This is a genomic window from Roseateles sp. P5_E11, from assembly GCF_054049355.1.
In genome coordinates this window covers 1-727 of the sequence record NZ_JBFUMO010001148.1, presented here as the reverse complement: position 1 = coordinate 727, position 727 = coordinate 1, and the positions used below count along the sequence as shown (strand labels likewise).

The 727-nt window shown below is 59.8% G+C and carries 1 protein-coding gene; it reads right to left on the bottom strand.

Annotated elements, in window-relative coordinates:
* On the bottom strand, window positions 1-618 hold a 618-nt coding region (locus ACXJKR_RS33995; RefSeq protein ID WP_457326613.1), incomplete at its 3' end, for a secretin and TonB N-terminal domain-containing protein.
* Window positions 619-727 lie beyond the last annotated feature (109 nt).

The window sequence follows — 727 nt, the reverse complement described above, 5'->3', positions numbered from 1 at the left end:
CTTCACGACTTCAATCTTCGACAGCGAGATGAGCGGAACATCCGAGCCGTCGCTGACGAGCTGGAGGTTCCCATTGCGCATCGTGCCCGCGGCGAACCCGCGCATCACGAAGGCGTTGTTGCCTGAGACATCTATCACCCCCGCCACGTTGGCCAGGGCGTCGGACAGGTTGCGCACCTGCTGTTGTGCAAGCAGATCCTTGTCAATGGACGTCACCGAAAGCGGGACGCTCATGGGATCAGCGTCCATTCGCGTGCCCGTCCGACTGCGGTCTCCCAGGTGCGACAACTGCGCGAAGACCTCAACCCGCTCCAGCGTATTTACTTCGTCGGAGGCGGCGGGGGCGCCTCCTTCACTGAAAAAAACGACCACTGCTCCGCTGCTGTCTCGTCGAAGCTTGAGATTCGTTCCCTCCAGAAGAAGCTCCAGCGCCTTCTCAGCCGTCATAGAGCCCTGCACGCCTTTGCTGGTGCGCCCTTTCAGGTCAGCTGCGTTGTAGACGATCTGCTGCTTGGTCTCGGCCATGTAGGCTTCGAGGACCGACTTCAGCTCGCCGGCAGGGATGTTGAAGTCCCGTGACTGCGCGTGGATCGCGACCGACAAGAGCAGCGCGGACACCCCGACGGCTACCTTCTTGAACGTCCGAGACTTACGGCTTGTAGGCTTTGTCATCATTTCGTTATTCCACTCTTTTGCGCGACACCACATCGCTAGGTGGAGAGACGAA